The sequence below is a fragment of the Burkholderia sp. E168m15 genome, assembly GCF_016586105.1.
Taxonomy (GTDB): Bacteria; Pseudomonadota; Gammaproteobacteria; order Burkholderiales; family Burkholderiaceae; genus Burkholderia; species Burkholderia orbicola.
On the sequence record NZ_BCPO01000159.1, the window covers coordinates 72,588 to 94,005 of the forward strand.

Below are 21,418 nucleotides of genomic sequence, written 5' to 3' on the forward strand. Positions count from 1 at the left end.
GAAACGGGCGGCCATTATAGGGGCGGCGCGCGGCGCTCAGCCCGGCTTGCCGTCGAGCTTCGGCGGCCGCAGGCTGGCCAGCAGCGTCTCGGCGTCGCGCGCCGCCCGCTGTTCGAGCGCGGCGCCGTAACCGCGCACGAAACCGAGCTGATACGGCGGCGCCGCCAGTTGCTCGAGATGACGCAGCGCGACCATCGCGTCGTTCGCTTCGCCGAGCACGCTCTGCACGCGCGCCAGCGTCTTGACCGTCTCGGTGCGCGTGCGGCGCGACGCCAGCGACGCGAAGAATTCGAGTGCGTAGCGCAGCCGCTTCGCATCGATCCGCACCTGGTGGCGTGCCGCCGTGTCGAGCGACGTGAGCGACGGCGATCCGTAGAGATGCCCGAACAGCCGCCGTACGCGCTTGGTCGCGTGACGCCGCAGCGACGGCGCGTCGTCGCCATCGGCCGCCGGCAACGCGAGCGCACTCAGCCATTCGAGCCAGCCGAGCGTCAGCCGCGCGTAGCGGGCCGAATGCAGCGCCTGCCGCAGCTCGACGCGCGCGGCCATCGACTGCGCGCGGGCGGCGTCGAGCGTGCCGTCCCAGTCGCTGCTGCCGCCGTCGGCCGCGATCAGTGCGGGCAGGCTCTCGGTCGCGAACACGTCCCAATCGCGCACCGTGCCGAGCAGCTTGGCGAGCCAGCGCAGGTCGACGCCGAGCGTGTCCCTCCATTGACGGTCGGTGAAGCGCGGGAAGAAGCGCATCAGCGTGCGCAGGCGGCGCAGCGCGACGCGCATCTGGTGCACGAATTCCGGGTCGTCGCGATCGAGCACGCCGCACTCGTTGCCGAGCCATTGCGCGGTGATGTCGCCGGACAGCGCGAACAGCGCGGCGCGCTGCGTGCGGATGCCGGTCAGGTCGACGGGCTGCGCCTTGACCAGCGTGGCGGCCACCGGTCCGCCGGCACAGGCGCGGTCGATCACGCTCGTCAGTTGCACGAAGGCCGGCCACGCGCCGCTCAGTTCGCGCGCCGCGGCAAACAGCGCGTGCAGCGCCGCCGTGCGCGCGGCCACGGTCTCCCAGTCGGGCGCGGCCAGACGCAGCTCGACGTGGCGGCGCGGCGGCTCGCCGCCGCCATGCAGCGTGATGTCGTCGAGCGTCATCTCGACCACGACGCCGCTGTCGTCGGCCCAGCGCCCGCGCCGCCGTTCGCTGACGAGGCGCAGCGCCGACGCCTGGGCCCGCGCTTCGTCGGTGTCCGGCGCAACGCCGTCGGTTTCGGCGGCCGGTGGTGCGTCGGTATCGGCCGCGCCAGCCGTCGCGGGCACCGGCAGCGGCGTCGCGACGACGATGCCTGCGTGTTCCGCGTCGAACAGTTCGCGCTGCGTGACGCCGGGGGCGAACGTCCGGGTGCGCGATGCGACGACCCGCGTGCCATGCGCGTTCGATTCGACCCAGGTCCACCAGCTCGCGCCGGGGCTCCGCTCGGCCTCCTCGATCTGGCACGGCTCGACCGTCACGCGCTCGTGGCCGCGCCGCATCCGGACCTGCGGGCAGATCCGCCACGCGCGCACGAGCTCGGCGCCGAAGTCGCGTTGCGCGCCACGGGCACGGCTTGCGCCCTTGACCGGCCATCCTTCCAGCGACAACGACAACACGATTTCCAGCACACGCGACATGGAGGCTCCTGCACATGAAGGATCGCCGGCGCATCGACCGCGCCGGCGTCGCTCGTGAAGCAGCTTCCATAGTACACGCCGCCCAAACGCGCTGGCGTCGATCCGGCCCCGCCGCCCTGTGGCAGGTCAAGCCGGCACGTCAGACGGCGTATTGCGCGATGCCGTTGCCGAACGACCAGTTCTCCTTCAGCACTTCGACGAGACCGATGAATACGTCTTCCTGCCGCACGCCGGGCTGCTGCGCGAGGTTATCGGCGATCGCCCGGTACAGCGAGCGCTTCTGCTCGAGCGTGCGGGTGTTGTTCGCGGTGATCTGGATGATCACGAGATCGTCACTGCGTTCGATATCGAGGTAATGGCGACCGAACACGAAATTCTCGGCCGTATGCTCGGTCACGACCATGAAGATGTCGTCCTCGGGAACGTTGAACGTCTGGATCAGCGCGCGTTGCACGCCGTCGACGAGGGCCCTGCGGTAGGCGGCCGGCTTACCTTCGCGTAAGGCGATACGGGTGAATGGCATGGTCATGCTCCTGTCGGTGAGTGACGGTGAAGAACGAAAACACAGCGTCAGGTTAGGCGCGTCCACCTATAATGAACAGTCATTGATGAATATTTCATTTATTTTCATTTGAAATGAAAGTACTCGATCTCGATGCCGTGCGCGCGTTCGTGCTGGTCGCCGACCTCGCCAGTTTCACGCGTGCCGCCGATGCGCTCGGCACCACGCAATCGGCCGTCAGCCTGAAGCTGAAGCGACTGGAGGCCCATCTCGGCAAGCCGCTGCTGGCGCGCACGCCGCGCGTCGTCAAGCTGGCCGCCGACGGCGAGAATTTCCTGCCGGCCGCCCGTGCGCTGCTCGACGCGCACGAGCGTGCGCTCGGCGCGATCTCGACCGGCACGGTGCGCCTGTCGCTCGGCGTCAGCGAGCACGTCGCGGTGCCCGACCTGCCGGCCGTGCTGACGAGCCTGCACCGGCAGGACCCGGGGCTGTCGCTGGAAATGCATCTCGGGGCGTCGACGAGCCTGCTCCCGCAATACGACGAACGGCGGTTCGACGCGGTGATCGCGCGGCACGAGCCTGGCGAGGACCCGCCGCGCGACGACGCCACGCCGCTGTTCACCGAGCCGCTGGCGTGGCTCGCCGCGCCCGACTGGGCGCCGCGCGCGGGCGAGCCGCTGCCGCTCGCGGTGCTGGCCGGCCCCTGCGGCGTGCGAGCCGCCGCGCTGCGCGCGCTCGATCGCGCGGGGTTGCCGTGGCGCGAGCGCTTCACGGGCGGCGGAGTCGCGGCGGTCACGGCGGCCGCCGCGGCCGGATTGGCCGTCTGCCCGCTCGCGCGGCGCGTCGCCCCGCGCACGCTGGTCGACGTCGGCGCGAAATTCGGGTTGCCGCCGCTGCCGCAATCGCAGGTCGTGCTGTATTCGCGCGTCCGCGACGCCCGCGCCGCCGCCGCGCTGCGCAGGTTTGCCGACAGCCTTGCAATCTCGGCGTAAACTGGCGGGCCCGCCGCCCGCAATCTCCAGACGAATGCCGATGAAGCCCGACGCCCGCAAGCACCTCCGCGCCAACCTGCTGATGCTCGGCGCCGCCGCGATCTGGGGCTCCGCCTTCGTCGCGCAACGCCTGAGCCTCGACGTGATCGGGCCATTCCTGTTCACCGGGCTGCGCTTCCTGCTCGGCGCGCTCGTGCTGGTGCCACTGCTGATGGTGAATGCGGCGTCGCGCGCGCAGCTCGCGGCGATCCGGCGCGAACCGGCGCTGCTGCTGCCGGGCCTCGCGCTCGGCGGGCTGCTCGCCGTATCGATCTCGCTGCAGCAGGTCGGCCTGCAATACACGCGGATCGCGAACGCCGGCTTCATCAGCTCGCTGTACGTCGTGATCGTGCCGCTGATGGGCGCGCTCGCGCGCCACCGGATCGGCGCGGGCACGTGGTTCGGCGCCTTGCTGGCCGCGATCGGCCTGTATTTCCTCAGCATCGACGAGCATTTCTCGGTGCTCTACGGCGACTGGTTCCAGCTCGCGGGCGCCGTCATCATCGCCGCGCACGTGATGGCGGTCGGCCATCTCGCGAAGCGCCACGATCCGCTCGTGCTCGCGTTCCTGCAGTTCGCCGTGTGCGGCGTCGCGTGTCTCGCGGTCGGCCTGGCGGTCGAACCGGTCAGCGCCGCGATGCTGCGCGGCGCGCTGCCGACGCTGCTGTACGGCGGGCTGCTGTCGGTCGGGGTCGGCTATACGCTGCAGGTCGTCGCGCAACGCGACGCGGCGCCCGCGCACGCGGCCGTGATCTTCAGCATGGAAGGCGTGTTCGCGGCGATCGCCGGCTGGGCCGCGCTCGGCGAAACGCTGACGCTGCGCGCGCTGGTCGGCTGCGCGCTGATGCTGGCCGGCCTGCTCGCGTGCCAGTTGCTGCCGAACGGCGACGCGCGGAAAAAGGACGAGGACGCGCTGCCGGCGTGACACCCACCGTCCCTATAATGGCGATTCGCGTGACTTCCACGCCAACCGCTTCCGACAGGCCAGCTCCGTGACGTCCACTTCCGTCGATCCCGCCGCCGACCTGCTGCGCGAACGCGCAGCGCACTACGCCGCCCAGGCGGCGCTGTTCCTGCGCGACCAGGCCCTCTCCACCGCGTCGCACGACCTGCGCAGCCCGCTGAATGCGATGCACAGCTGGGCCTACGTGCTCGAGCGCCAGCTCGCCAATGCCGATCCCAATCTCCAGCGCGCGCTTGCGGGCATCCGCACGGGCATCGACCAGCAGGTCGCGCTGATCGATGGCGTGCTCGACGCGCCGCGCGCGGAAACGCGCACGCTCGTGCTCGCGCCGCAGCCGTTCGCGCTGCGCGCGCTGCTCGACGAAACAATCGCGCTCGTCCGGTTCGCGCTCGCCGACGCACGCCAGGTCGCGCTCGACACGACGCTGCCGGACGGCGAGCCGTCGCTCACCGTCGATCGCGAACGCGTCGCACAGGCGCTGTGGACCCTGCTGACGACGGCCGTCGAAGCCAGCGCCGCGGGCAGCCGGGTCGCGTTCGCCTGCACGCGCGACGGCGCGCAGTTCACCGCGCGCGCCACCTGCACCGTGAATGCCGGCGTGCTGGTGGACCCCACGCAGCCGCATGCGTTCGAATCGTTCGCGCGGCGCGAGATGCTGCACGAGCGCGATGCGAAACGCAGCGCATGGACGCTCGCGCTATGCCAGCGCGTGGCCCTCGCGCACGGCGGCACGTTCGCGCACGACGTGTTCGCCGACGGCGCGGCCGCCACCCTCACCTTCTCGATTCCCTGCGAGGCGCCGGTGTAAGCAAGCGGTCGCCCGACGCATTACAAATTCCTTTCTGGCTCTATACTGGTGGGCCTGTCATAACCGGAGCGATTCTTTGTTACAGATCTTCGCGCTCATCGGCGCGTTGTTCCTGGTGGCCCTGAACGGGTTCTTCGTTGCGGCCGAATTCGGCCTCGTCAAACTCCGCGCGACGCGCGTCAAGACCCTCGCCCGCAAGCACGGCCTGCGCGGGCGCATCCTCGGCATCGTGCACGGCCGGCTCGACGCGTATCTTTCCGCGTGCCAGCTCGGCATCACGCTCGCATCGCTCGGCCTCGGCTGGGTCGGCGAACCGGCGTTCGCGCAACTGCTCGGCCCGCTGCTCGACCTGATCGGCGTCCACTCCGAGCGCGTCGTGCACCTGATCTCGCTCGTGTTCGCGTTCTCGCTGATCTCGTTCCTGCACATCGTCGTCGGCGAACTGGCGCCGAAGTCGATGGCGATCCGTCAGCCGGAGAAGGTCGGCCTGTGGGTCGCGCTGCCGCTCTACGCGTTCTACTGGGCGATGTATCCGGCGATCTGGGTGCTCAACACCAGCGCCAACGCAGTGCTGCGGCTCGCAGGGCTGTCGGCCGACCACGGCGGCGATGCGCACTATTCAACCGACGAGCTGAAGCTGATCCTGCGCAGCCGCCGCAGCGCGGCCGGCAATGCGGCCCAGCCAGCGCGCGGCACGTACACCAACGACGAGTGGAACACGCTCGCGCATTCGCTCGATTTTTCGTCGATGACCGTGTCGGACCTGATGCGGCCGGCCCATGAAATGATCGGCCTGCGGCGCGACCTGCCGCTGCCCGACAACATGGAGATCGTCGCGCGGCACCGCTTCAGCCGCTATCCGCTGTTCGAGGATGCGTCGCGCGAACAGGTGAGCGGGCTGATCCACCTGAAGGACCTGCTGCTCGCGCGTCACGCGGGCGCCGCGCTCGAGGATCTCTCCGACTACGTGCGCCCGGTCCAGTACGTGAAGCCCGATACGCCGGCGCTGGAGCTGTTCCGCCGCTTCCGCAAGGGCGCCCCGCACTTCGCGCTGGTCGGCAACAAGGGCGAGAAGCCGATCGGCTTCCTGACGCTCGACAACCTGCTCGGCGCGCTGGTCGGCCAGATCCACGACGAATTCCGCCAAGGCGACGCCGACTGGAGCCGCCTCGACGACGGCACGCTGATGGGCAAGGGCAGCCTGCCCGTCGTGTCGCTCGAGCAGGCGCTCGGCATCGACATCGACGAAGGCCGCGCGGAATCGGTCGGCGGCCTCGTGATCCAGGCGTTGAGCGACCTGCCGACCGAAGGGCAGCGCGTGTCGTTCGACCGCTTCGACGTCGTCGTGAAGAAGATGAACGGGCCGCGCATCGTGCTCGTGCGCGTCTATCCGAAGATCGTGAAAGAGGCCGACGAATGACGGCCCGGCGCCGCATCGCACGATGAACGCGCCGCTGCCGCGCTGCTGCGTGATCACGCCGGAACCGGCGTCCGCGTCGGCAGCTGATCGGGCGGCGTTCCTCGACCGCCTGTCGGCCGTGCTCGCACGCGGCGAAACGCTCGTGCAACTACGCGTGAAATCGCTCGACGCGGCCGCGTTCGCGTCGCTGGCCGCCGCGGCGCTCGCGCGCTGCGCCGCGGCCGGCGCGCACCTGATGCTGAACGGCCCGATCGATGCAGCCGGCGTGATGCGGCTCGACGGCGCCGGCTGGCATCTCGACGGCACCGCATTGCGCGCCGCCGCGCAACGGCCGCTGCCGGCTGCTCGATGGGTGTCCGCCGCGTGCCACACGCAAGACGACCTGCTGCTGGCCGCGCGCGCCGGCGCGGATTTCGTCACGCTGTCGCCGGTGCTGCCGACGCTCAGCCACCCCGGCGCGCCGGCGCTCGGCTGGGCGCGATTCGACGCGCTGGCCGCACAGGCCGCGATGCCCGTGTTCGCGCTCGGCGGCATGACGCGCGCGCATCTCGACGACGCGCGCCGCCACGGCGCGTACGGCATCGCGGGCATACGCGGGTTCTGGTAATTCGGTGCTTTCCGGCAGGCGGCCGGCTGCGTACGACCGCGGCCGGCCGCACTGCTTCACGCGTTCACCGGCTCATGCGTTCAGGTTCGGACGCATGCCGCGCCACGAACCGTCGTCGAGGCGACGCACGTCGTGCGTCAGCGCGTAGCGATTGACGTCGCCGGTCAGCCACGCGACGAGCGAATACGGCGGCAATTCCCCTTCATCGACCCGGTCGCGAGCGCGCGCCGGCGTCTCGAACACCACCCGCCCGCCCGGTGCATCGAACGGCACCGCATCCGGCGACAGGTTCAACGCGATCGTCAACGTCTCGTCGTCGGCGAGCCGCCATGACGCGCACAGCGCGTCGGCATCGCCGTCGCCGTCCGCCTTCAGCGCATGGGCTGCCTGCGGCCGGCAATCGGACAGCCGCGGCGCGATCAGCTTCGCGCGCACCGCGAGCGCCGACTGCACGAAATGCGCGCGATCGATGTCGCGCGCAGTCTCGTCGAAGATCAGCGGGATCTGCGGCGTGAGCAGCGACAGCGCGAGCGCGGCCAGACCGGCCGCCTGCCCGGGATCGCCGGGGCCGCCGTCGCGCCATGCGCCATCGGACAGCACGAGCGACGTCAGCGACAGTCCACCGTCGGCGCCCATCCCGTCAGACGACGCGGCCGGCTGGTACGCCGCGCCGGCCGCGGTCAGCGCGCGGGCGAGCGTGTGGATCGACTGGTGCGCGGAAATGCCTTCATGCGCCGACGGGTCACGCCCCGTGAGCCGGTGCAGCGCACGTTCGCCGCAGCCGTTCCACTGCGCGTCGAAATGGGTATCGGCCAGATGCGCCGGATGCCGCTCGCTGCCGAGCACGAGGTGGATCAGCCGGTCGGCCGGCACGGCGGCGCGCACGCGATCCGCGATCTCGCGCAGCCACGACACGCCGATCCGGTCGGCTTCGCGCAGGCGCAGCCCGTCGCAACGGTATTCATCGATCCAGTACAGCGCGTTGTCGCAGAAGAAATCGCAGACTTCCGGATGATCGAGCGCGAGCGGCGCGGCCTGCAGCGGATCGTCGCGCGTATGGAAGAACGGCCCCGCATAGTGGCGCAGCGCGTCGGTGCCGCTGCCGAAGCGCGCGTAGTCGAGCTCCAGCAGCACCGCGAGACCGTAGCCGTGCGCGGCGTCGATCAGCGCCTTCAGCTCGTCGGGGCCGCCTTCGGCCGCGAGCGGCGCGAACGGCAGGCTGTCGTGCGGCGACGCGAGCAGCTCCAGCGCGGTCACACCGAGGCGCGCGAGCTGCGGCAGGCGGCGGCGCACGGCGTCGAAGCCGCCCACCGCGTGCGGGCGGATCGCGTAGAGCGCGACGTCCTCCCATGCGCGCCCGTGCCAGAACGTATTGCGCCACGTGAACGCGCGCGGATCGACGACCTCGCTCGGCCCGTTGAGCCCCTCGGGTTGCGAACGCGACGCGGGATCGGGAATCGACACGGTATCGTCGAGACGATAGCGGTAACGTGCGCCCGCGCCGCAGTCGACGAACACTTCGAACCAGTTCGGGCCGGCGCTCGTCATCGGCACCAGCATCGGGCCGTAGCCGGTATTCAGTTCGAGCTGGACGTGGGTGCTGCCGGGCGCCCACACGCGGAAATGCGTGCGCGGCGTCGTGCTGAGCGCGCCGCAGGGCTGCGCGCCAAACGGCAAACAATGGATGTAGTGCTGCGCGTACGGATCATGCGGACAATCGGACATCATGCGCTCCTCGTGCGTACCGAGCGGCATGGCCGCGCCACTGGCGCAGCGCATCGGGGCCCGGCATGCGACGGCCAGGCGGGGGGAGAGAAACGAGTATGCGCCGGATTCGCCACCGCGATGCGGTGTGGTCAGACATTTTTAAATGCGAATCGACCCCGGGAAACCGCCGCCGGAAACGAAGCGGCATGCGCCCGCGAGTCGGGTAGTCGGCATACCGGAATGATTGCCCGTCTTGTTGCGCCGGCCGCGCGCACATACGCTGCGCGTCATGCTCGCGGACACGTCGTCCGCTCCCGTCAAAAGGAACCCGCCATGTCGCTTCCCGCCAGCGCCGCGAAATTCGATCCGTCACGCGCGCACGAATACGCCGAACAATCGCGCATCGCGCTCGCCGGCTACGATGCCTGTCACGAACTCGCCGCCTGCATGCTCGCGTCGGCGATCGGTGCGACCGATGCCCGGATTCTCGTGGCCGGCGCGGGCGGCACGGGGCAGGAAATCTGCGTAGCAGCCGCGCTCGAACCGGGCTGGCAATTCACGGCCGTCGACCCGTCCGCGCCGATGCTCGCGCTCGCGCGCTCGAATGTCGAAGCCGCGGGTTTCGGCGCGCGTACCGCGTTCGTCGAGGATGGCGTCGACGCGTTGCCCGATGCGCCCGCGTTCGACGGCGCGACGCTGATCGGCGTGCTGCATCACGTGCCGGGCGACGACGCGAAAGCCGCGCTGCTGCATGCGATCGCGCGGCGACTGAAGCCCGGCGCGCCGCTCGTGCTCGCCGGCAACCATCGCCGCTACGCGGACCACCCGCGCCTGCTCGACGCCTGGCAGCAGCGCTGGCGCATGAAGGGCGCCACGTCCGACGCCGTGCGCGCGCAACTCGCGAAGATCCTGCAGGGCGCCGATCCGCCCGCGTCCGAGGAAGCCGTGTTCGCGCTGCTGCGCGACGCGGGCTTCGATGCGCCGCTGCGTTTTTTCGCGAGCCTGTTCTGGGGCGCGTGGATCGCGGTGCGGCGCGCTTGACGATTCGAAGCGGCCCGCCACGGCGCGCACCACACGATTCGCGAATGCGCCGCGCGCGCTCGGTATGATGGCGTTCCCGCCCCCTTCCGGCCTCGACATGCTCACCGTCCATCACCTGAACAACTCGCGTTCGCAGCGCGTGCTCTGGCTGCTCGAAGAACTGGATGTGCCGTACGAGATCGTGCGCTACGAACGCGATCCGAAAACGATGCTCGCGCCGGCCGAATTGCGCGCGATCCATCCGCTCGGCAAGTCGCCTGTCGTGACCGACGACGGCCGCACCTTCGCCGAATCGGGCGCGATCATCGAATACCTGGTCGAACGCTACGGCAACGGGCGCCTCGCGCCGCCGCCCGGCTCGCCCGAGCGGCACGACTACACGTACTGGCTGCACTACGCGGAAGGGTCGGCGATGCCGCCGCTGCTGCTCAAGCTCGTCGCGCTGCGGATCGCGCATGCGCCGATGCCGTTCTTCGCGCGGCCGATCGCACGCAAGATCGCCGCGACGCTGCAGTCGGGTTTCGTCGATCCGCAGATCGACCTGCATCTCGGCCACGTCGACGGTGCGCTGGCGCGCAGCGGCTGGTTCGTCGGCGACGGCTTCAGCGCGGCCGACATCCAGATGAGCTTTCCGCTCGAAGCCGCGACCGCGCGCGGCGGTGGCAGCCGGTATCCGGCGATCGCGCGCTTTCTCGACACGATCCATGCGCGGCCCGCGTACCAGCGCGCGCTGGAGCGCGGCGGCCGGTACGACCTGCTCAAGTAACCGGCGTCAGCTCAGCAGCCCCGCCGCGACGTTGATCGACAAGCCGAGCACGGCCATGTTGAAGTAGAACGACAGGATCGACTGCGCGAGCACCGAGCGCCGCGCGGAGCGGTTCGCGAGCGACACGTCGGCCGTCTGCGACGCGACCGCGAGCGTGAACGCGAAATACAGGAAATCCCAGTAATCGGGCTCCGGGTTCCGGTCGGGGAAACGGAGCGCGCGATCGTTGCTCGGCGAGCCGTAATAGAGCCGCGCATAGTGCAGCGTGAAGATCGTCGGGATCAGGAACCACGCGCCGAACAGCGTCGCGCCCGTGATCGCGTAGTGGCTGAGCCCCGCGCTGAAGCCGACGCTCTTGGCGGTCGCGAGTTCGATCGCGATCGCCGCCACGCTCGCGACGGTCGCGAGGCACACGACGGTCAGCACGGTCGTCGCGTTTTCGTCCTCGCGGACCGCGACTTCGCGCACCTTGTGATGATGCGCGGTCACCATGCGCACCCACATCAGCACGAGGTACAGCCAGACCGCGCAATCCCAGCCGATCAGCGCCCGCGCGGTCGGGCGCAGCGGAAACGGCAGCAGCACCGCGCACAGCACGCCGGCGACGAACGCCGCGACCATGCGCGGCCGGTTGCGTAATACCTGCGGATAAAGCGTCATCGTGTGATTCCGAAAGCGGATGGAAAGGGTTCGGCCGGTGCGCGGGAAAGCCGCCGCGCCGGCGGGTAACGCGCCCCGATTATCGCCATTCCGTCGTGACGTGGCGATGGGCACGAGCGCCTAAGATAAGGGGATGACCGCCACCGCCCTGCTCTGCCGCCATCCCGCGAACCCGGCCGGCCGCGACTTCGTCGTCGGCGACCTGCACGGCTGCGTGGACGTGCTGCGCGCGCTGCTGCACGACGTCCGCTTCGATCCGGCCCGCGACCGGCTGTTCTCGGTCGGCGATCTCGTGGACCGCGGCCCGGCCTCCGAAACCGCGCTGGACCTGCTCGACCGGCCGTGGTGCCACGTCGTGCGAGGCAATCACGAGGAAGTGCTGAGCCTCGTCGCACGCGGCAAGCTGCCGCCCGACGCGTGGCGCGGGATCGGCGGCGACTGGGGCGCCGACCTGCCGCCGGAACGGCTGCACGCGCATGCGGCACGCGTTGACGCGCTGCCGCTCGTGCGCGTGATCGGCGACGGCCCGGCGCGCTTCAACGTGCTGCATGCGGAATTCTTCGGCTCGGATGCGGAGCTCGATACCGGCAGCTATCCGCACGACGTGCGCGAGCGGCTGATCTGGGGCCGCGATCTGATCCAGGGGCTCGCCGATCCGGCGCGGCAGGCCGGACTGTCGCTGACCTGCACGGGGCACACGCCGGTGCGTGAACCGCAACGGATCGGCGCGCAATGGTTCATCGACACGGGTGCGTTCGCGCCGGCCGGGCGCCTCACGCTCGCCGAGCCGCGCACCGGCCGCACGTGGTCGATGACGCAGGCCGAGGCGCGCGAACGCCACGCGGGCGACTGGCCGCTGCCGTGACGGGCCGGTCGGTGTCCGCTCCGCGCAATGCAACGCCCGCCGCGCCCGGCCAAGCAAACGCTAGCCGACCTGATTCAGTTCGAACACCGCATCGACGGCCGAGCCGTTCCAGTTGTATTCGAGATAGGCCGCATGCTGGCAGTCGCGCAGCAGCGTCGTGCGGAATGCGGCGAGACATTCGCCGCGCGGGTCGCGCACCGACGGATAGACGATCCCCGCGCCGCCCGCCTGGCGCACCGCGCGGCCGAATGCCTGCCCCGCGCTGTAGTCGACCGGGTCCAGCAACGCGGGATCGCGCTGCGGCCACGTGCGCACGTCGGCAACGTCGCCGTGCGCGAGCACGGTATAGAGCCGCATCTGCTGGCGCATCGGCGGCTCCTTGGTCGCGGCGAGGAACAGCCCGCTGTGATAGCGCGTTTCCGCGATCGCCGTATCGCGCGAGCGCGTGCAGTAGAACACGCCGTAGCTGCCGTCCGAAAAGCGGCTACCCAGCGGATTCAGGTGCGTGAACGCGGCCATGATCGGCCCCCAGCCCTGCCCGTAGCGGCGCTCGGCGGGCGGCACGAGCTCGAGCGTGCCGACTTCGTTGCGGATGCGGTCGTTGGTCAGCGATTCGAGCGCGTAGAGCGCGTCGAAATCGTCCGCCGACGCGACGCGGTCGAACAGGTTGATGGCCGGAAAACGGGTGGGAATCACGCGATAGGCGGGCGCCCAGTCGACGGTGGTCGTGGGCCACCGGGTGACTTCGATCGGTGTCGTCACGCCCAGCCACCCCGCATCGCATCGAGATATTGCCGCACGGCCACCAGGTCGCCGACGTTGCCGGCCAGCATCCGGTCGAGCGCGCGCTTGCCGCCGAACGGCGCCGCATCGTTGGGCCGCTTGACCCAAGCATCGGCCGCAGCGGGCTGCGGCAGCAGGATCTGCAAGCCCTTGTAGATACCGAGCAAGAGCGACAGCCGCTCGAGCGTATCGCGCGGCAGGCGCGCCGATTCCGGCGCGGCCTTCCACTTGAAGAACGTCGAGCGGCCGGGCGACCCGAGCAGCACGATCTGCTCGTCGATCGTCAGTTCCCAGTCGCGCGCGATGTTGAAAAACGCACGCAGGCCGGCCGCCGACATCTGCGCGACCGAAGCGTGCGGCAAGGCGGAATGCGATTCATAGGCGGGCTGTGACATGACGGTTAGTCTCGAAACGAATTTACTAACAAGATTAGTCCATTCTCGTATTTTTGCAAGGGTCGCACCCAACGATCGTCAAGCCCGTCCGACAAATCGATATTTTTTGTCCATTCTGGACTCTTATTTTATTTTCTGCCTTAATGGCCGGGCGGACACCGCGTCACGGCGCGGGTCGTGTCCGTGGAGACCATGTCGCACGGAAACCGGATGCACCATGCCAAGGAACGCACCATGAAGAGACTGATTGCCGCTGTTTCGATCGCCCTGCTCGCGGTATCCGCAGGCCCCGCCGTCGCGAAGGACTGGACCACGATCCGCTTCGGCACCGACGCCAGCTACGCGCCGTTCGAATCGAAGGCGCCGGACGGCAAGCTCGTCGGCTTCGACATCGACCTCGGCAACGAGATCTGCGCGCGCCTGAAGGCCAAATGCGTGTGGCTCGAGAACGATTTCGACGGGATGATTCCGGCGCTGAAGGCGAAGAAGTTCGACGCGGTGCTGTCGTCGATGTCGATCACGCCGCAGCGCGCGCAGCAGATCGGCTTCACGACGAAGATCTACAACCAGCCGACGCGGCTCGTCGTGAAGAAGGGCTCGTCGCTGCTGCCGACCGCCGCATCGCTGAAGGGCAAATCGATCGGCGTCGAGCAGGGCACGACGCAGGAAACGTATGCGAAGGCGTACTGGGGCAAGCAAGGCGCGAACGTCGTGTCGTACCAGAACCAGGACGGCGTGTATGCCGACCTGATCGCCGGCCGCCTCGACGCGGCCCTCCAGGATGAAGTGCAGGCCGCGATCGGGTTCCTGAAATCGCCGCGCGGCGCGAACTACACGTTCGTCGGGCCCGAGCTCGTCGACGAAAAGGTGCTCGGCATCGGCGCCGGCATCGGTTTGCGCCAGGAGGACACCGACCTGAAGGCGAAGATCGACCGCGCGATCCACGACATGGTCAAGGACGGCACCTACAAGCGGCTCGCATCGAAGTACTTCGACTTCGACATCTACGGCGGTTGAAAAACGGCGTCGCGCGCGTACGGATGACTGCTTCCGTCGCGCGCGTCCGACCGCCCCTCCCCTTCAACCGGATGGCAACGGCGGCGCGTGGTTCGCCGTTTCATCGAATGCCTGTTTCTTGCGTCGTCCGCAGCGCGCGGCACGACGCTTCGCGTCATCGTTCGGATTGCATATCGATCCTTCGCGGCAACGACATGCGACGCGAACGGACGTCGTGCGGATCGATTCAATAGGCGAAAACCGGGCGGCGCGGCACGGGCGCCCGTGCGCACATGCCCATGCGGATCGGGTTCGCGTGCAGGAAAGTGCCGACCCGGCGCGGATGACCGGCAACCAGCCGGATCCGCCTCGCACCGGGCGCGGAGAGATGGCCTGTCGAGGCATGCCGGTCCGCTGCAAGCGCGATGCTCGAACGGCGATGTCCCGAATCACTGCGATCGCGGCCTGCGGACCGCGGCGTGTGATGATCGATCATTTTTCTACCCCGTTTGCTGTCTGATGTTGGTTCCGGCAACCGGACGATGCCGATGCTCCGGCGATCAGCCGACGACGTTCCGTGCTCGCCGTGACGCGGCTGCTGCACCGCGCCCGACCGCCGCATCCCCGCGGACCGCGTCCTGGCCGGTACGGAAAGCTTTCGCTGCCTGACCGGAGGACCTCGCGTCGTCGACTCTCGCACGTCTCTCTTTGCAAGGACCGGGCCAGCGCGACGCGAGCCCGGCCGGACAAGGCGGCGGCCGGGCCGGCTGGCGGCCGGAACGGGCGTGGCATGCAGGAAGTTACGAAACTGAAACGTCGGCGCAACGGCGGGCGCCGGCCCTGCGACGGCGGGGCCTTGCGGAATAAGGCTGAACAATGGAGCGCGGAATTTTTACCGGCGGCGGGATGGCCGAACGACCCGTTTCGTCGCGGCAATCCGCCCGGCGATCCACACGAAATGTTTCATGCGCTTTACATGCCGGCGCTGGCGGCAACGCGCACCGCACGTCGCTGCCGGACGCTGGACGCGGCCGCCGATCGCATGGCTATACTGCGACACCGCTTCACGCGATCTCACGCGACTTCACGCAAACCACCGCCCACGATGATCCGTACCTTCCATGCCGCCGAGCGCGCCAGGCTGATCCGCTTCGGCGTGTCCGGTGTCGGCTCGACCGCGCTGCATGCGCTGATCGCCGCCGCGATGTTCGCGCTGTTCGACGCGACGCCCGTCATCGCGAACGCGACCGCGTTCGTCTGCTCGACCGCGTTCTCGTATCTCGCCAACACGCTGTGGAGTTTTTCGTCGCCGGTGACGTGGGGCAACTTCGTGCGCTTTCTCGCGGTCGCGATGGCCGGCCTGGCCGTGACGATGCTGCTGGCGCACGGCACCGACGCGCTCGGGCTCGCGCGCGCGTGGAGCATCGTCGCGGTCGTGCTGTGCGTGCCGCCCGTCACGTTCGTGCTGCACCGGCTGTGGACCTATCGCTGAAGCGGTCCGCACGCATCACACGCCTCGCACCCGCCGCTCAGCCGACGCGCTGATGCCCCGCGTCGCCCGACGGCGCGCCGTCGTGCCCGCCGCTGTCGCCATTCCCGCCGTTGCCGCCGTTGTTGTCGTGATCGTTCAGCCCGTGCTCGATCATCATCCGGTAGAGCGTCACGCGTGAAATGCCGAGTTCGGCGGCGGCCTTGTTGATCCGGTGGTCGTTGCGCAGTAGCGCGTTCTCGATCGCGGTGCGCTCGGCCAGCGCCCGCGCCTGCTCGAGCGTCACCGGTTCGGTTTCGCCGGGCGTATCGAGTCCGAGATCGTGCGGCGTCAGCAGCCGGCTCTCGGCCATCACGATCGCACGCCGCACGCGGTTGATCAGTTCGCGCACGTTGCCGGGCCACTCGTAGCGCCGCATCGCGTCGAGCGCGGCCGACGTGAAGCCGCTGATCTTGCGGCCGCTGTCGGCCTTGAATTTCTGCAGCACGTAGTGCGCGAGGATGTCGATGTCCTTGCCGCGCGCGCGCAGCGGCGGCTCGTGGATGCGCAGCACGCACAGCCGGTGATAGAGATCCGCGCGGAAGCGCCCGGCCTCGACCGCGCCGTCGAGATCGACGTGCGTGGCCGAGATGATCCGCACGTCGACCACGATCGATTCCTGGCCGCCGAGCCGTTCGATCTTGCCCTCCTGCAGGAAGCGCAGCAGGCTCGCCTGGCTTTCGACCGGCATGTCGCCGATCTCGTCGAGAAACAGCGTGCCGCCGTTCGCCGATTCGATCCGGCCCGCGCGCCGCTGGTTCGCGCCGGTGAACGCGCCGCGTTCATAGCCGAACAGTTCCGACTGCAGCAGGTGATGCGGAATCGCGCCGCAATTGATCGCGACGAACGGCCCCTTGCCGCGGCCGGAGCGCTCGTGAATCGCGAGCGCCGTCAGCTCCTTGCCGGTGCCCGACTCGCCCGAGATGAACACGCTCGCGTCGGTCTTCGCGACCTTGCGGATCGTGCTGAACAGCTGCTGCATCGCCTCGCAGTTGCCGATCATCCCGTGTTCGCCGATCGACGCCGCATAGGCGGCGCCATCGACGCGATCGAGCGCGGCCATCCCGCGCGCATGGCCGAGCACGTGCGAAATCCATTCGTACGGCAGCGGCAGCGTCACGTAATCGAAGCAATAGCTACGGATCAGCTCGCGCACGGCGGGGCCGATCGTGATGCCGGCCTGCGCGATGGAAATCCAGCCGATCGCCGGCTGGCTCAGGCACATCTTCAGCGCGGGATAGTCGCGCGACGTGAACCCGGTGAAATCGACCAGCCCGGCGGCCACGCTCACGCCGCAGGTCATGTTCTGCGCGGCGCCGGCCGTCTTCGCGACCGTGATCTCCCAGCCGAGCCCGCGCAGTTGCGCCAGCAACGGCTCGTCCGGCGTGCGCATGATCACGAACAGCTTGCGGCCGGCCTCGGGAGCGGTGACGGACACGTCCGTCATCTCGGGCGCCGCCGGCCCGTTTGCGTCGGGTGACCTTGCAACCATCGTTGTTCCCCGCTTGGCGTTGGTATCGCGCGCCGGCTCGCCGCCGCGTACGACGGACACGATCGAACCGACATATTGGCCGTATTTCCGTCCGAATAAAATCCCCCTTCGCATGAATCGCGCCGGAGGTCGACGTTGCCATGAACGGTATATCGATGCGGCAGGCCCGCGGCTAGATGGGTGTTATCCCGGTGGCGGGCGCCGTGCGCGACCGGCGAGGACCGGCGCCGAGCGCGCAAAGCCGCGCCGGTACTGGCGCACGGCGATGGCGAACGACGCGGCGCACGCATGACCAGCGGCGGCGGCGCATGCGCGCGCAACCGGTCGGCCGGGCACGCGGGCGCCCGTGCAACCGGTTCCGGTTGATTTTCGTCAATCGTCGGAAGAAGCGGGCTGATGCACGCACGCAACATGCGCGGCGCCCCGCCGAGTGGGTGGGGCGAGGGACGGCCGGGTCAGCGGCCCGATGCGAGCGGCGCCGGTGCGTTCGCGCGACCGCGGCCGGCCGGCGTGCCGCCGTGTTCGCCATAGGTGGCGGCCAGTGCGTCGACCCGCGCGAGATGATGGTGATTGTCGTGATCCCACGGGTGGAAGCCCGGCCGGAAAAAGCTCAGCCATTCGCCGGCGATGCGCGGAAACAGCCCGCGGCGCGGCCCGTACAGGAACGCGATCATCCGCAGCATGCCGCGCACGTGATGGCCGGCGCCGCGATCGCGCCACAGTAGCGTCGCATGCATCAGGAACACGGTCGGCCAGAACGTCAGCGTCGTCAGCAGATACACGCCGATGCGGATCAGGTAACGGCGGAGCCCCGGCTTCATCGCGGCATTCCACACGTCGAACGACACGGCCTTGTGCTCGGTTTCCTCCAGCGCGTGCCAGATCCACATCTGCCGGTAGCCTTCGACCGAACCGTCGAGGCGCGTCGGGTCGCGCAGCAGCCAGTCGGCGAGCATCGCCGTGTAGTGCTCGGCGGCCACCGTATGCGCGAGCTGTACCGAATGCGGCAGCTTGCGCTTCATGTAGCCGAGCACCGTCCACACGCGCTGGTCGAGCTTGCGCGCGGGCAGCCGGTTCGCCTGCATCAGCTCGTTGTATTCGATGTGCTCGCGCGTGTGCATCGCCTCCTGGCCGATGAAGCCGAGCACCTGCTGCTTCAGCACGGGATCGTCGATCCGGTCGCGATAGTTGCGCACCGAATCCATGAAGAAGCGCTCGCCGGCCGGAAACAGCAGCGACAGCGCGTTGAAGAAATGGGTCACGTGCGACCCGAGGCCATGCCAGTCCTTCGCGCGCTCGACCGGCAGGTCGAAGCGCAGGTCGCGGCGCACCGGCATGATCCCGGCTGCGGTGGCGGAAGCGGCTGACTTCATTGCATCGTTCTCCTGTTGCGGCACGGCCCGGCGCATCGTCCGACGCGGCCGGCGCCAGTCCGGGCGGCGCAGCGCGCGCCGCCAAAATCATGACATCGACAGATGTAAAGATAGGCCGCACGCGCCGGCACACGCAAGCCGCGCGGTAGATGCGCGCTTCCAAACAGGGCACGGTCGGCAACGCGGAAAAAACGGCGCTCGAACGACGCGCCGACGGGTCGGGATTCGAACGCGGGAGTGCGCGTCAGGGCGAGGTGCCGGATGCAGTGCGGCGCCCGGCGATCGGCCCGCAAGCCCCGTGTGGCGGGTCTTTCGCGAGATCGGGCAATGATCGTGCAGCAGGCTGTACATGAGCCGGCCACATCGATTCATACGCGCAGCGCACTGCCGTGGTGCAACCTTGGGCCCGCGGCTCGCGAAAAATTCAAACGCGCGTTCCAATTGCGTGTCGGGCGATCCCGCGCGCGGCGCTCCGCCACGCTTGCCGACACGCGTACGGCGGCACGAAATCCACGCGCGCCGGCCCGTTGCGCGCTCGCCTACAATAGCGGTTTCACGCAACCTCTTTCAGGAGAAATCATGTCCGTCATCACGACCGAATCGGGCCTCAAGTACGAGGACCTGACCGAAGGCACCGGCGCGGAAGCGCAAGCCGGCAAGACCGTCAGCGTCCACTACACGGGCTGGCTGACCGACGGTCAGAAATTCGATTCGAGCAAGGATCGCAACGACCCGTTCGCGTTCGTGCTCGGCGGCGGCATGGTCATCAAGGGCTGGGACGAAGGCGTGCAGGGCATGAAGGTCGGCGGCGTGCGTCGCCTGACGATCCCGCCGCAACTCGGCTACGGCCCGCGCGGCGCAGGCGGCGTGATTCCGCCGAATGCGACGCTCGTGTTCGAAGTCGAACTGCTCGACGTCTGACCCCGCATCCGGCCGTTTCCTTCCGATGGAACGCATCGCCTCCCCCGCCATCGCGCTGCGCCGCTACGACACGTGCGAAGCGTCGGACGTGCACGACTTCCACCAGGTCGTGCTCGGCGTCGACGGCGCGATGGTGATGGCGGTGGACGGAATCGGCCGTCGCATCGACCGGCACGCGGCCTGGCTGATTCCGGCCGGCGCGCGCCACGACTACGCGGGCCTCGGCGACAATCGCCAGCTCGTGATCGACCTGCCCGCCGCGTCGCTCGCGGTGCCTCAGCGACTGTTCGACCATGCGCGCGCCGTGTCGATCGACCCGGCGCTCACGTCGCTCGTCGCGCAGGTCGCGGCGGCGGCCGCGCAACACGATGCACCGGACGGCGACGCACGGCAGGCCGCCGCGCACCGTTTCCAGTGGCAGGCCGCGGCACGCCTGTGCGACGCACTGCTCGACGATGCGGGCATCGCCGCGCCCGCGTCGGGCCTCGATTTCGCGCGCATCGACCGCTGGCTGCGCGCGCGGCTCGCCGACCCGCTGCGCATCGCCGATCTCGCCGCGCACTGCGGCTACGGGATGCGCCGGTTTCATCAACTGTTCGTCGACGCCTTCGGCGAAACGCCGCATCGCTACCTGCAGCGGCTGCGGCTCGACGCGGCCGTCGTGCTGCTCGCCGACGGCCGGCATGCGCTCGTCGACATCGCGGGCAGCGTCGGCTTCGCGGATCAGAGCACGTTCACGCATGCGTTCACGAAGCGCTTCGGCGTGGCGCCGGGACGCTGGCGCGGCGAACGGCACTGAACGGTCAAGCGGCGCCGGTTCTCCCGCGATGGCGGATGCGACGGCCGCTCGCCCCGGCATCACGGCCGGACGCGCTTCGACAGCCGCTGCCCGTCCCGCATGAAGCCGTACCGCGCGTAAAAGCGGTGCGCATCGAGCCGATGGTCGCCGCTCGTCACCTCCAGTTTCACGCACCCCACCGACTCGAACCAGCTGTGCGCCGCTGCGATCAGCGCGCCGCCGACACCCTGCCCGCGACAGCTTTCGTCGACGACCAGACTCGTGATGCGCCCGAGATTGCCATGCGCGTGAAATAGCGCAAGCGCATGCAGGCTGATGCAGCCGACCACGCGATGCGCGATCGTCGCGACCAGGATGCGGTCGACCGCGCTCGGCAGCAGTGTTGCCAGCTTGTCGCGGATCATCTCGGGGGTCGCATCGTAGCCAAGCTGGTGCATCAGCCGTGCGATGTCCGCGTGATCGGCGATCTGCGCGTCGCGCGTCGTCAGGTTCGAGGGAGTCATCCGGACAGGCCTGTCGAAAGTCGATGTGCGCGGTGGCATGCGCCCGCCGCATTGCCATGTTAATCGCCGCGCACGGGCCGCGTATCGACGCTTCACGTCCCGCTGAAACATCGAATGTCCGTCGCCGCCTACGATGGACGCATGGATACGACCACACCGTCCCCCGCTTTCCCGCCCGCGCTGGCGCGCATCGTCGCCACCGTCAGCATCGGGTTCGTCGTCACGCAGCTCGACGTGACCATCGTCAATATCGCACTCGCGCATCTCGCCGCCGATCTGCACCTGCCGGTGGCCGGCCTGCAATGGGTCGTCGATGCGTACACGCTCGCGTTCGCGGTGCTGATGCTGTCGGCCGGCGCGCTCGGCGACCGCTTCGGCACACGCCGCCTGTATGTCGCGGGCCTCCTGCTGTTCGCGTTCGCGTCGCTCGCGTGCGGCGCCGCCGTCGCGCCCGCGATGCTGATCGCGGCCCGCGCGCTGCAAGGCGTCGGCGCCGCGGCCATGCTGCCCAATTCGCTCGCGCTGCTCAACGACGCGTGCCGGCATGACCCGCGCCTGCGCGCCCGTGCGGTCAGCGGGTGGACGGCGGCCGGGTCGA

Annotated in this window: 23 protein-coding genes; 13 read left to right on the forward strand and 10 right to left on the reverse strand. The window is 69.3% G+C overall.

What is annotated here, in order from left to right:
* Nucleotides 1-36: 36 nt before the first annotated feature.
* Nucleotides 37-1,659 carry a CHAD domain-containing protein gene (locus JMF86_RS23285; protein WP_011548166.1) on the reverse strand — a complete coding sequence of 541 codons (1,623 nt, stop codon included), beginning with the start codon at nt 1,657-1,659 and terminating at the stop codon, nt 37-39.
* 139 nt (nt 1,660-1,798) lie between these two features.
* Nucleotides 1,799-2,182, reverse strand: coding sequence for a tautomerase family protein (locus JMF86_RS23290; protein WP_011548167.1), 384 nt, complete (start codon nt 2,180-2,182; stop codon nt 1,799-1,801).
* 113 nt (nt 2,183-2,295) lie between these two features.
* Here JMF86_RS23290 and JMF86_RS23295 point away from each other — a divergent pair, with 113 nt between their 5' ends.
* The 5 genes from JMF86_RS23295 to JMF86_RS23315 all read left to right on the forward strand — a co-directional run bounded on the left by JMF86_RS23295 (nt 2,296) and on the right by JMF86_RS23315 (nt 6,991).
* The gene (locus JMF86_RS23295) at nt 2,296-3,153 is read left to right on the forward strand and encodes a LysR family transcriptional regulator (RefSeq protein WP_011548168.1); all 858 of its coding nucleotides are present in this window, start codon (nt 2,296-2,298) and stop codon (nt 3,151-3,153) included.
* A 40-nt stretch (nt 3,154-3,193) separates the two neighbouring features.
* Complete coding sequence (locus JMF86_RS23300) at nt 3,194-4,117, forward strand: DMT family transporter (RefSeq protein ID WP_006479461.1); 924 nt, start codon at nt 3,194-3,196, stop codon at nt 4,115-4,117.
* A gap of 67 nt (nt 4,118-4,184) precedes the next feature.
* Nucleotides 4,185-4,964, forward strand: coding sequence for a sensor histidine kinase KdpD (locus JMF86_RS23305; protein ID WP_011694677.1), 780 nt, complete (start codon nt 4,185-4,187; stop codon nt 4,962-4,964).
* A gap of 76 nt (nt 4,965-5,040) precedes the next feature.
* A complete protein-coding gene (locus tag JMF86_RS23310; RefSeq protein ID WP_011548171.1) occupies nt 5,041-6,384 on the forward strand; it encodes a hemolysin family protein in 1,344 nt (447 codons plus the stop codon).
* A 22-nt stretch (nt 6,385-6,406) separates the two neighbouring features.
* A complete protein-coding gene (locus JMF86_RS23315) occupies nt 6,407-6,991 on the forward strand; it encodes a thiamine phosphate synthase (protein ID WP_011548172.1) in 585 nt (194 codons plus the stop codon).
* Between the two features lie 72 nt (nt 6,992-7,063).
* Here the strand turns inward: JMF86_RS23315 and JMF86_RS23320 are convergent, their stop codons facing one another.
* Nucleotides 7,064-8,716: a DUF3459 domain-containing protein gene (locus JMF86_RS23320; RefSeq protein WP_011548173.1), complete on the reverse strand. Its 1,653-nt coding sequence runs from the start codon at nt 8,714-8,716 to the stop codon at nt 7,064-7,066.
* Between the two features lie 315 nt (nt 8,717-9,031).
* On the opposite strand from JMF86_RS23320, the gene JMF86_RS23325 reads away from it, so the two are divergent.
* Both JMF86_RS23325 and JMF86_RS23330 read left to right on the forward strand, forming a co-directional pair.
* On the forward strand, nt 9,032-9,739 hold the full coding sequence (locus tag JMF86_RS23325; protein ID WP_011548174.1) for a class I SAM-dependent methyltransferase: 708 nt from the start codon (nt 9,032-9,034) through the stop codon (nt 9,737-9,739).
* Between the two features lie 97 nt (nt 9,740-9,836).
* Nucleotides 9,837-10,505, forward strand: a complete 669-nt coding sequence (locus tag JMF86_RS23330) for a glutathione S-transferase (RefSeq protein WP_027808988.1) — start codon at nt 9,837-9,839, stop codon at nt 10,503-10,505.
* Nucleotides 10,506-10,511: 6 nt separating this feature from the next.
* Here the strand turns inward: JMF86_RS23330 and JMF86_RS23335 are convergent, their stop codons facing one another.
* Complete coding sequence (locus JMF86_RS23335) at nt 10,512-11,165, reverse strand: DUF1345 domain-containing protein (protein ID WP_011548176.1); 654 nt, start codon at nt 11,163-11,165, stop codon at nt 10,512-10,514.
* Nucleotides 11,166-11,298: 133 nt separating this feature from the next.
* Here JMF86_RS23335 and JMF86_RS23340 point away from each other — a divergent pair, with 133 nt between their 5' ends.
* Nucleotides 11,299-12,030, forward strand: a complete 732-nt coding sequence (locus JMF86_RS23340) for a metallophosphoesterase (RefSeq protein ID WP_011548177.1) — start codon at nt 11,299-11,301, stop codon at nt 12,028-12,030.
* 60 nt (nt 12,031-12,090) lie between these two features.
* On the opposite strand, the gene JMF86_RS23345 is transcribed toward JMF86_RS23340, so the two are convergent.
* Nucleotides 12,091-12,792, reverse strand: a complete 702-nt coding sequence (locus JMF86_RS23345) for an RES family NAD+ phosphorylase (protein WP_011548178.1) — start codon at nt 12,790-12,792, stop codon at nt 12,091-12,093.
* Nucleotides 12,789-13,208: an MbcA/ParS/Xre antitoxin family protein gene (locus JMF86_RS23350; protein WP_011548179.1), complete on the reverse strand. Its 420-nt coding sequence runs from the start codon at nt 13,206-13,208 to the stop codon at nt 12,789-12,791. Before JMF86_RS23350 ends, JMF86_RS23345 begins: the two co-directional genes overlap by 4 nt.
* 234 nt (nt 13,209-13,442) lie before the next feature.
* On the opposite strand from JMF86_RS23350, the gene JMF86_RS23355 reads away from it, so the two are divergent.
* Nucleotides 13,443-14,225: an ABC transporter substrate-binding protein gene (locus JMF86_RS23355; protein WP_011548180.1), complete on the forward strand. Its 783-nt coding sequence runs from the start codon at nt 13,443-13,445 to the stop codon at nt 14,223-14,225.
* A gap of 226 nt (nt 14,226-14,451) precedes the next feature.
* Here JMF86_RS23355 and JMF86_RS23360 read toward each other — a convergent pair whose 3' ends face one another.
* Nucleotides 14,452-14,700 (reverse strand): hypothetical protein, encoded by a 249-nt coding sequence (locus JMF86_RS23360; protein WP_074803957.1) that lies wholly within the window; start codon nt 14,698-14,700, stop codon nt 14,452-14,454.
* A gap of 609 nt (nt 14,701-15,309) precedes the next feature.
* Here JMF86_RS23360 and JMF86_RS23365 point away from each other — a divergent pair.
* Nucleotides 15,310-15,696 (forward strand): GtrA family protein, encoded by a 387-nt coding sequence (locus JMF86_RS23365; RefSeq protein ID WP_011548182.1) that lies wholly within the window; start codon nt 15,310-15,312, stop codon nt 15,694-15,696.
* Between the two features lie 37 nt (nt 15,697-15,733).
* On the opposite strand, the gene JMF86_RS23370 is transcribed toward JMF86_RS23365, so the two are convergent.
* Nucleotides 15,734-17,224, reverse strand: a complete 1,491-nt coding sequence (locus tag JMF86_RS23370; RefSeq protein WP_011548183.1) for a sigma-54 dependent transcriptional regulator — start codon at nt 17,222-17,224, stop codon at nt 15,734-15,736.
* Between the two features lie 455 nt (nt 17,225-17,679).
* The gene (locus tag JMF86_RS23375) at nt 17,680-18,597 is read right to left on the reverse strand and encodes a metal-dependent hydrolase (RefSeq protein WP_011548184.1); all 918 of its coding nucleotides are present in this window, start codon (nt 18,595-18,597) and stop codon (nt 17,680-17,682) included.
* A 579-nt stretch (nt 18,598-19,176) separates the two neighbouring features.
* Here JMF86_RS23375 and JMF86_RS23380 point away from each other — a divergent pair.
* Together JMF86_RS23380 and JMF86_RS23385 are read left to right on the forward strand one after the other, a co-directional pair.
* Nucleotides 19,177-19,518 carry an FKBP-type peptidyl-prolyl cis-trans isomerase gene (locus JMF86_RS23380; RefSeq protein ID WP_006479474.1) on the forward strand — a complete coding sequence of 114 codons (342 nt, stop codon included), beginning with the start codon at nt 19,177-19,179 and terminating at the stop codon, nt 19,516-19,518.
* A 25-nt stretch (nt 19,519-19,543) separates the two neighbouring features.
* Nucleotides 19,544-20,317 carry an AraC family transcriptional regulator gene (locus JMF86_RS23385; RefSeq protein ID WP_011548185.1) on the forward strand — a complete coding sequence of 258 codons (774 nt, stop codon included), beginning with the start codon at nt 19,544-19,546 and terminating at the stop codon, nt 20,315-20,317.
* A 59-nt stretch (nt 20,318-20,376) separates the two neighbouring features.
* Here the strand turns inward: JMF86_RS23385 and JMF86_RS23390 are convergent, their stop codons facing one another.
* Nucleotides 20,377-20,820: a GNAT family N-acetyltransferase gene (locus JMF86_RS23390; RefSeq protein WP_011548186.1), complete on the reverse strand. Its 444-nt coding sequence runs from the start codon at nt 20,818-20,820 to the stop codon at nt 20,377-20,379.
* 141 nt (nt 20,821-20,961) lie between these two features.
* On the opposite strand from JMF86_RS23390, the gene JMF86_RS23395 reads away from it, so the two are divergent.
* Nucleotides 20,962-21,418, forward strand: a 457-nt coding sequence (locus tag JMF86_RS23395; RefSeq protein ID WP_201317158.1) for an MFS transporter, incomplete at its 3' end; no start/stop codon positions are given.

Coding starts and splice junctions, on each gene's coding strand:
- JMF86_RS23360 (WP_074803957.1), bottom strand. CDS start 14,700: ATGATCGATCATCACACGCCGCGGTCCGCAGGCCGCGATCGCAGTGAT.
- JMF86_RS23335 (WP_011548176.1), bottom strand. CDS start 11,165: ATGACGCTTTATCCGCAGGTATTACGCAACCGGCCGCGCATGGTCGCG.
- JMF86_RS23320 (WP_011548173.1), bottom strand. CDS start 8,716: ATGTCCGATTGTCCGCATGATCCGTACGCGCAGCACTACATCCATTGT.
- JMF86_RS23295 (WP_011548168.1), top strand. CDS start 2,296: ATGAAAGTACTCGATCTCGATGCCGTGCGCGCGTTCGTGCTGGTCGCC.
- JMF86_RS23285 (WP_011548166.1), bottom strand. CDS start 1,659: ATGTCGCGTGTGCTGGAAATCGTGTTGTCGTTGTCGCTGGAAGGATGG.
- JMF86_RS23330 (WP_027808988.1), top strand. CDS start 9,837: ATGCTCACCGTCCATCACCTGAACAACTCGCGTTCGCAGCGCGTGCTC.
- JMF86_RS23370 (WP_011548183.1), bottom strand. CDS start 17,224: ATGGTTGCAAGGTCACCCGACGCAAACGGGCCGGCGGCGCCCGAGATG.
- JMF86_RS23290 (WP_011548167.1), bottom strand. CDS start 2,182: ATGCCATTCACCCGTATCGCCTTACGCGAAGGTAAGCCGGCCGCCTAC.
- JMF86_RS23375 (WP_011548184.1), bottom strand. CDS start 18,597: ATGAAGTCAGCCGCTTCCGCCACCGCAGCCGGGATCATGCCGGTGCGC.
- JMF86_RS23355 (WP_011548180.1), top strand. CDS start 13,443: ATGAAGAGACTGATTGCCGCTGTTTCGATCGCCCTGCTCGCGGTATCC.
- JMF86_RS23385 (WP_011548185.1), top strand. CDS start 19,544: ATGGAACGCATCGCCTCCCCCGCCATCGCGCTGCGCCGCTACGACACG.
- JMF86_RS23300 (WP_006479461.1), top strand. CDS start 3,194: ATGAAGCCCGACGCCCGCAAGCACCTCCGCGCCAACCTGCTGATGCTC.
- JMF86_RS23340 (WP_011548177.1), top strand. CDS start 11,299: ATGACCGCCACCGCCCTGCTCTGCCGCCATCCCGCGAACCCGGCCGGC.
- JMF86_RS23350 (WP_011548179.1), bottom strand. CDS start 13,208: ATGTCACAGCCCGCCTATGAATCGCATTCCGCCTTGCCGCACGCTTCG.
- JMF86_RS23315 (WP_011548172.1), top strand. CDS start 6,407: ATGAACGCGCCGCTGCCGCGCTGCTGCGTGATCACGCCGGAACCGGCG.
- JMF86_RS23390 (WP_011548186.1), bottom strand. CDS start 20,820: ATGACTCCCTCGAACCTGACGACGCGCGACGCGCAGATCGCCGATCAC.
- JMF86_RS23365 (WP_011548182.1), top strand. CDS start 15,310: ATGATCCGTACCTTCCATGCCGCCGAGCGCGCCAGGCTGATCCGCTTC.
- JMF86_RS23380 (WP_006479474.1), top strand. CDS start 19,177: ATGTCCGTCATCACGACCGAATCGGGCCTCAAGTACGAGGACCTGACC.
- JMF86_RS23325 (WP_011548174.1), top strand. CDS start 9,032: ATGTCGCTTCCCGCCAGCGCCGCGAAATTCGATCCGTCACGCGCGCAC.